Source organism: Parasphingorhabdus sp. (assembly GCF_048267785.1).
GTDB lineage: Bacteria > Pseudomonadota > Alphaproteobacteria > Sphingomonadales > Sphingomonadaceae > Parasphingorhabdus.
Genome location: NZ_JBLWWU010000004.1, coordinates 199,444 through 206,706 on the forward strand (window position 1 = coordinate 199,444; position 7,263 = coordinate 206,706).

A 7,263-nucleotide genomic window follows, 5' to 3' on the forward strand; every position below is an offset into this window, starting at 1 on the left:
ATGGTTAATTTTAGATTAAGTGGCTAACCAACTGATATAAATGAGATTATCTAGTCCAGACGCGCTTGGATTCTTTCGAAATTTCACCACCATGCGCGAAGCATCCGGACCTTCTTCGCCGCTCAACCCTAAATATGTTCACCGGTCAGCCGCTGACAAATCAGGTCTAGTTGATCAAGGTTCGCATATTCTATCGACATCGCACCGCCCTGCCCGTTCGACTGAATAGTCACTTTCAACCCGAGCAGATCGCCGAGATGGCTTTCCAGTGCCTTTATATCGGGATCGGTTTGGGACGTCGCGGTCCGCCTTTTTTCTGACGCCGGCTTGTCACCTGCCAGGGCCTTGCGCACCAGACGCTCAACATCACGAACCGACAGTCCCTGCTTGACAGTCTGGGCTGCCAGTTCTTCGGCATTTGGCGCGTTGATCAATGCCCGGGCATGACCCATCGACAGTTTCTCATCAATGACCAGGCTCTTTACCCGGTCAGGCAATTCGAGCAGACGCATCAGATTGGCGATATGGCTCCGCGATTTCCCGACGACCTCCGCCAAACGTGCCTGACTGTGCCCGAAATCGATACTCAGCCGCGCATAAGCTTCCGCTTCTTCAATGGCATTGAGATCCTTCCGCTGAACATTTTCGACAATCGCGATTTCCAGCGTTTCTTCATCACTGAGATCGCGTACCACAGCAGGAATCTGGTGCAAGCGGGCGCGTTGTGCAGCTCTCCAGCGCCGTTCTCCGGCAACAATCTGAAAATTCTTTCCGTGGGGACGGACAACAATCGGCTGAATGACACCGCGCTGCCGCATACTGTCGGCCAGCTCGTCAAGTGCATCGGTATTGAACGTCTGGCGCGGCTGTTCGGGATTGGGCCGAATATCGGAGACCAGTATCGAACGGAGCCCGTCTATGACCGGAGCGGAAACCTGTCCGGCAGCACTGCTGTCGGGCGTGGCCGGAGCGCTGGTAACAATGGGTTCTTCCCGCTGGATGTCACCGAACAGGCTGTTGAGTCCCCTGCCAAGTCCGGTCGCGCGTTTGGACGGTTTCTTGCTGCTGTCGGTCGTGCTCGTCTCTTCAGCCATTACGCGGCTACCTTTCTGTCCGGCAGACGAGCGATCAACTCGCGCGCGAGATCGATATAGGCAACTGATCCGGTACAACGATGATCATATATCAGTGCGGGAAGGCCATGACTGGGCGCTTCCGAAAGGCGGACATTGCGCGGGATCACGGTATCGAAAACGACATCCCCCAGACAGGCCCGGACGTCATCAGAAACCTGTTCGGTCAATTTATTGCGACGATCATACATGGTAAGGACGACACCCATAACCGAAAGCTGACGATTGAATCGCGCGCGAATCCGTTCGACCGTTTGCAACAATTGACTCAAACCCTCCAGCGCAAAAAATTCGCATTGCAAGGGCACCAGCAACGATTCAACCGCAACCATGGCGTTAAGGGTGAGCAGGCCGAGAGAAGGTGGACAATCGATCAGACAAATATCCCAACGCCCGCTCTCGGCACCATCCAAAGCCTTTTTAAGACGATGGGTGCGTTCCTCGAACCCGACCAGTTCGACCTCCGCACCGGACAGATCGACCGTGGCAGGAACAATCTCCAGCCCGGGCACTTTCGTCTGGCCGATACATTCCGCCAACGGAACCTCATTGATCAGCAAGTCATAGCTGCTGTTAACCCGGTCTCCCTGCGACAAACCGAGACCGGTGGAAGCATTGCCCTGCGGATCAAGATCAATTAGCAGTACCTTCCAGCCGCTCGCCGCGAGAGCGGTGGCCATATTAATTGCTGTTGTGGTTTTGCCCACGCCACCCTTTTGATTGGCTATTGCGATACGAACCATATTTCGTTCAACCCTAAAAAATAGGTTTCTAGCCCTTTCCCACCAATATTCCGGCGTCCGGATCGGTCAAACTATGTTCCACGTGGAACATCTTTTGCCTTTTTGGCGACAGGCCCTTCAATTCCCTTACCGCATTTTTGCCCTTTGGTAATAGCCAAACCGTATTTTCTGTGGAAAACCGGTGCGAAAGTGCGATGAGCCGATCAAGCGGCGCAAAGGCGCGGGCGCTGATTACATCCGCGGCGAAGCTCTCGATATTTTCCAGCCGGTCACCAAGGACCTGAGCATGATCGGCTATGCCGGTTTTATCGACAACTCGATTGAGAAACTCCACGCGACGCTTTCGGGATTCAACCATGCGGACATGATAAGGCGTCAGTATAGCAATTATAATGCCTGGAAAACCGGCTCCCGTTCCGAGGTCGAGCCAGATTTTTCCGGCCTCCGCTGCCGGTGCATAGCGAACGAGCTGGGCGCTATCAACGATATGGCGAGACCATAGACTGTCCGCGCTCGCCTTCGATATCAGATTTTGGCGCTGCATCTCTTCACGCAACAGTGCGTTGAAGATCTCAAGCCGCTGCCATGTTTCACGTGAAACATTATATTCTGCGCGAAACCAGCTTTGCGCTTCTTCTTCGTTCATGCCGCAATATTTCTTGAATCGCGGCGGCGAGCATGGACCAGAATGGCGGCAAGTGCGGCGGGCGTTATTCCACGGATCCGCGACGCCGCTGCCAATGTCTCGGGTCGGGCCATCGTCAATCGCTCGACCATCTCGTTGGACAGTCCAGCGATCATCGCATATTCCATATCATCCCCAAGACGGATCTGTTCATTGGCCCGCAAATCGCGCAGCTCCGATTCCTGCCTTTCGAGATAGGGTGCATAGCGCGCATCCTCTTCAATCTCCGCCATCAGATCCGTATCGCCGGTGGTCAAAGATGCTTCCAAGTCTTCCAGTTCAGCCATCGTGATATTGGGGAAACGGAGCCACTGGAACAGGCTTTGCTTGGTACCGTCGCGTCGAACGTCAATGCCGATCCTGGACAGATCTTCACATGAATAAACGGTAGCGAGTGCCGTGAATATAGCTTGCCGTGACTTCTGGCGAGCGGCGAACCAGTTACTCCGTTCTGCAGAAACACAGCCCAAAGCCATGGCGATCGGTGTCAGCCGGGTCGAGGCATTGTCGGCGCGCAGCCGCAATCGATATTCGGCGCGCGCGGTCAGCATGCGATAGGGCTCGGTCACGCCCTGCAAGACAAGATCATCAATCATCACCGCCATATAGCTAGTGCCACGATCCAGCACCGGTGCATCCTTGCCTTGCACCAGACAGGCGGCACCAATGCCGGCGATCGACCCCTGAGCGGCGGCTTCTTCATATCCCGTAGTCCCGTTAATTTGGCCGGCACAATAAAGGCCATCGAGATCGCGGACCTTCAATGAACGATCGAGAGCACGAGGATCGATATGATCATATTCCACCGCATAGCCCGGGACGACGATTTCGGCATTCTCCAGTCCGTCCATGCTGCGTACGAAGGCGAGCTGAACGTCGGCCGGCAGTGATGTGCTGATTCCGTTCGGGTAGACGAGATTGGTGTCGAGGCCTTCCGGCTCGAGAAACACCTGATGCGAATCGCGATCGGCAAAGCGGTGAATCTTGTCCTCGATCGAAGGGCAATAGCGTGGTCCCTGTGCGTCGATCGCGCCGCTGAACAATGGGGACCGGTCGAGCGACCCGCGGATGATTTCATGGGTCTCGGCATTGGTCCGGCTGACCGCACAAAATGTCTGCGCGACCGTCCGCCCTTTTGACAGCGGCGACATCGTCCAGCCGTCATCGTCGGATGGCTGCTCGGGCAAGACTGCCCAGTTGATGGTTCTGCCATCGATGCGCGGCGGCGTTCCGGTTTTCAAACGGGCGATCGGCAGACCCGCATCACGGATCTGTTGACCCAGCGAAACCGAAGCGGCCTCGCCTGTCCGTCCGCCCTCATGCCTTTCTTCACCGCGAAATAATTTCCCGTTGAGAAATGTGCCGGTTGCAAGGATCACGGCCTTGGCATTGATCGTCGATCCGTCCGCCATGACGATTCCGCTGACCCGCGAATCCGACATGATGAGACTCGCCACTTCTCCCTCGACGATGGTCAGATTTTCCTGCGCGTCGAGCATCCTGTGGATAGCCGCTTTGTAGAGTTTGCGATCTGCCTGGACCCGCGGCCCCTGCACCGCTGTGCCCTTGGACAGGTTGAGCATACGATAGTGGATCGCGGCGGCATCGGCGGCGCGACCGATCAACCCGTCAAAGGCATCGACTTCCCGCACCAGATGGCCCTTGCCGAGCCCGCCAATTGCAGGGTTACAAGACATCGCCCCGATGCTTTCGTGGGTGAAGCTGACGAGCGCAGTAGATACGCCCATACGCGCCGCAACCGCTGCGGCTTCGCAACCGGCATGGCCGCCGCCCACCACAATGATGTCAAATTTCTGGCTCATGCTGCGGCCCATAGCTCAAGCGGGTTTGCAGGTCAAAACCTACCGCAGCGGCATTGCTGTTCCACGTGGAACAATCATTTGCCGATGCAGAATTTTCCGAACAAACCATCGAGCATATCCTCGGTGCTCGCACGACCTGTAATTTCATCCAGCGCCTTGCGCGCCATGCGTAAATGCTCGGCGATGATCAGATAATCCTGCTCGCTGCCGACCGCCGCAAGACTGTCGCTAGCGGCCGTCAGGCAGCCCGCCTGACGCCTATTCACGCTGACCTGATCGCCATTGGGCAACATGTCTTTAGCCCGCGCAATGAGATAATCGACCAGCGCGTCCATCCCCTGACCGGTGACCGGTGACAAAGTGAATGCATCAGGCCCTTTGGTTTCATGATCCGGATGATCACTGCGGGAACTGATCTCGACAAGATTTTTGGAATCCGGACCCTTCCCCTCCACGCCTAGCCAAAGGATGATATCGGCCGCGGAAAATTGCTCATGCGCACGATCGATGCCGATCTTCTCAATTGCTTCCGCACCACTTTCCCGGACGCCTGCTGTATCAATGAAGAGAAACGGAATTCCACCCAGTGCAATCGGCACCTCGATCACGTCCCGGGTCGTGCCGGCTATATCAGAGACAATCGCCGCTTCCCGTTCGACCAGCGCATTGAGCAACGTCGACTTTCCACTGTTCGGCGGGCCACCCAGAACCACTCTTATCCCATCGCGCAATTTTTCGGCCCGGGGACGAAGCAGAAGATTTCCCATGTCATCTGACAATGACTTGGCCTCCTGCTGTATTATCACCAGCTGAGCGGGTGCCACATCATCTTCGTCGGAGAAATCGAGCTCGGCCTCGACCTGTGCCGACAGGCGCAATATCTGTTGCTGCCAATCCTCGATCTTTCGCGACAGTGCCCCGCCGGCATTGCGAACAGCCGCCTTGCGTTGCAATTCTGTTTCGGCAAACAGCAAATCAGACAGGCCTTCGGCCTCCGCCAGATCCATTTTGCCATGGGTGAATGCCCGGCGGGTAAACTCGCCTGGCTCCGCGCGGCGCAAACCGTTGATCCGATCCAGCGCTTGCTCAATCGCCCGTATGACCGCACGGCCACCATGACAATGAATCTCGGCAAGATCTTCTCCGGTCGCACTTTCCGGCCCGGGGAACCAGAGACATAAAGCCTGATCGAGCAATGTTCCATTCACCATATCGGTGATATTTCTTAGTGTGCCAACACGTGGATTTGGTAAATTACCCGTCAGATTCTCAAGCGCCTGCCCCGCCCGCGGACCGCTGATCCGCAGGATAGCAATCGCAGCCGGCGGTTGCCCGCTAGACAGAGCAAAAATGGTATCATCAGCGATCACAGGGGCAGAAATCAGCGGCTAATCAGACTTTTTCTTGGGCGTTGACGTTTTGCCACCGCCCGATGCAGCCCCCATTGCTCCGGTCAGGAAAGAGGAAAACATCTTCAGACCCGCCTCGCCCATTGGCGCGATGATCTTGGTGAAATTCTGCAACTGTTCTACCGAATTGGCGCCCTGCAGGAATTTTGACATTTCCTGGACGTAGCTTTCGTTGAGTTTTGCCACATCGGGCAAGCCGATCAATCGGCGCGCCTCTTCGGGCGTGCAGTCCAGTTCAACGCTGACTTTCATTATGTCTTCCTCTGTTTGGCCGTTGAAGTGAAGTCCCCTCCCCACTTAACAGGTTTATGTTCCACCTTGCCTGTACCTGATATGGGGATATTGTGACCAAAGAATCAAGTGATGAAACAAAGGAGCACCGAGATGGGCATGATCGAACAAGTGAAATCATTAAGCGGAGACGCAGAATTTCCCTGCTATATTGCCCGGCCAGATGGTAAGGCCAGTGCCGCGATTGTAGTGATTCAGGAGATTTTCGGAGTCAATAAAGGTATCCGCGCCAAATGCGATCATTGGGCCAGCAAAGGCTATCTCGCCATCGCACCGGATCTGTTCTGGCGGATCAACGAAGGAACCGATCTCGATCCCGACGTAGAATCGGAATTCCAGCAAGCTTTGACGCTGATGAACGAGTTTGACCAGGACCAGGGCATCCGCGATATCGAGGCTACCATTCACTATGCCCAGACAGAAATCGGCAGCCACAAGGTCGGCTGCGTGGGCTATTGCCTCGGCGGCCGCCTCGCCTTCATGACCGCCTGCCGCACCGATATCAGGGCGTCCGTCGGCTATTATGGTGTGGGTATCGACGGTCTGCTTGGCGAAAAGCATGCGATTGCCCATAAAGTCATGCTGCATATTCCCACCGCCGACGGCTTTGTCCCCGCCGATGCGCAGGCCGCCATGCACGCCGGGCTGGATGATCATCCGAAAGTGACACTGCACGATTATGAAGGCCTCGATCACGGTTTTGCCGCCGAGTTCGGAGAGCGCCGCGACGAAGCCGCCGCGACATTGGCGGACAGCCGCACCGAAGCCTTTTTTGCCGAGCATCTGGCATGAGCGCCCGTGACAATCTGAAGGTGTGGCACGACCATTTCGAAGATAAAGGCGGATCCGGTCTGGCCGACCAGATTGCCGACGATGCCGTGTTCCATTCGCCGGTCGTGCACACGCCGCAGTCCGGCAAGCCGATGGTCGTCGCCTATCTCAGCGCTGCTGACGTGGTGCTGGCGAATGACAGCTTCCGCTATGTCCGCGAAATTGTCGATGAATCGCAGAATATGGCGATGCTGGAATTCGAACTCGAGCTAGACGGGATCCAGGTCAACGGCGTCGATATCATCAGCTGGAATGACGACGGCAAGATTCAGGATTTCAAGGTCATGGTCCGACCGCTCAAGGCCATCAACAAGGTCTGGGAAGAAATGGGCAAGATGCTGGAAAAGA

The 7,263-nt window shown here is 56.0% G+C and carries 8 protein-coding genes; 2 read left to right on the forward strand and 6 right to left on the reverse strand.

From position 1 onward, the window contains the following. Positions 1-128 precede the first annotated feature (128 nt). The 6 genes from ACN0VD_RS05190 to ACN0VD_RS05215 all read right to left on the reverse strand — a co-directional run bounded on the left by ACN0VD_RS05190 (position 129) and on the right by ACN0VD_RS05215 (position 6,045). Positions 129-1,094 carry a ParB/RepB/Spo0J family partition protein gene (locus tag ACN0VD_RS05190; RefSeq protein WP_417592316.1) on the reverse strand — a complete coding sequence of 322 codons (966 nt, stop codon included), beginning with the start codon at positions 1,092-1,094 and terminating at the stop codon, positions 129-131. Further along, entirely contained in the window at positions 1,094-1,876 is a 783-nt protein-coding gene (locus ACN0VD_RS05195; protein WP_417592318.1) for a ParA family protein, read from the reverse strand. Before ACN0VD_RS05195 ends, ACN0VD_RS05190 begins: the two co-directional genes overlap by 1 nt. Positions 1,877-1,904: 28 nt before the next feature. Further along, entirely contained in the window at positions 1,905-2,522 is a 618-nt protein-coding gene (gene rsmG / locus ACN0VD_RS05200; protein ID WP_417592320.1) for a 16S rRNA (guanine(527)-N(7))-methyltransferase RsmG, read from the reverse strand. Then, positions 2,519-4,384, reverse strand: a complete 1,866-nt coding sequence (gene mnmG, locus ACN0VD_RS05205; protein WP_417592322.1) for a tRNA uridine-5-carboxymethylaminomethyl(34) synthesis enzyme MnmG — start codon at positions 4,382-4,384, stop codon at positions 2,519-2,521. Before mnmG ends, rsmG begins: the two co-directional genes overlap by 4 nt. 74 nt (positions 4,385-4,458) lie before the next feature. Beyond that, positions 4,459-5,754, reverse strand: coding sequence for a tRNA uridine-5-carboxymethylaminomethyl(34) synthesis GTPase MnmE (gene mnmE, locus ACN0VD_RS05210; RefSeq protein WP_417592324.1), 1,296 nt, complete (start codon positions 5,752-5,754; stop codon positions 4,459-4,461). Positions 5,755-5,772: 18 nt separating this feature from the next. Then, positions 5,773-6,045 (reverse strand): DUF6489 family protein, encoded by a 273-nt coding sequence (locus ACN0VD_RS05215; RefSeq protein WP_417592326.1) that lies wholly within the window; start codon positions 6,043-6,045, stop codon positions 5,773-5,775. Positions 6,046-6,177: 132 nt separating this feature from the next. On the opposite strand from ACN0VD_RS05215, the gene ACN0VD_RS05220 reads away from it, so the two are divergent. Continuing rightward, on the forward strand, positions 6,178-6,876 hold the full coding sequence (locus ACN0VD_RS05220; RefSeq protein WP_417592343.1) for a dienelactone hydrolase family protein: 699 nt from the start codon (positions 6,178-6,180) through the stop codon (positions 6,874-6,876). Beyond that, the coding region (locus tag ACN0VD_RS05225) for a nuclear transport factor 2 family protein (RefSeq protein ID WP_417592328.1) at positions 6,873-7,263 on the forward strand (391 nt) is incomplete at its 3' end. The genes ACN0VD_RS05220 and ACN0VD_RS05225, both read left to right, overlap by 4 nt.

Excerpts from the sequence above, each read along its gene's own strand:
- ACN0VD_RS05195 (WP_417592318.1), bottom strand. The coding sequence starts at position 1,876 with ATGGTTCGTATCGCAATAGCCAATCAAAAGGGTGGCGTGGGCAAAACC.
- ACN0VD_RS05220 (WP_417592343.1), top strand. The coding sequence starts at position 6,178 with ATGGGCATGATCGAACAAGTGAAATCATTAAGCGGAGACGCAGAATTT.
- rsmG (WP_417592320.1), bottom strand. The coding sequence starts at position 2,522 with ATGAACGAAGAAGAAGCGCAAAGCTGGTTTCGCGCAGAATATAATGTT.
- ACN0VD_RS05190 (WP_417592316.1), bottom strand. The coding sequence starts at position 1,094 with ATGGCTGAAGAGACGAGCACGACCGACAGCAGCAAGAAACCGTCCAAA.
- mnmG (WP_417592322.1), bottom strand. The coding sequence starts at position 4,384 with ATGAGCCAGAAATTTGACATCATTGTGGTGGGCGGCGGCCATGCCGGT.
- ACN0VD_RS05215 (WP_417592326.1), bottom strand. The coding sequence starts at position 6,045 with ATGAAAGTCAGCGTTGAACTGGACTGCACGCCCGAAGAGGCGCGCCGA.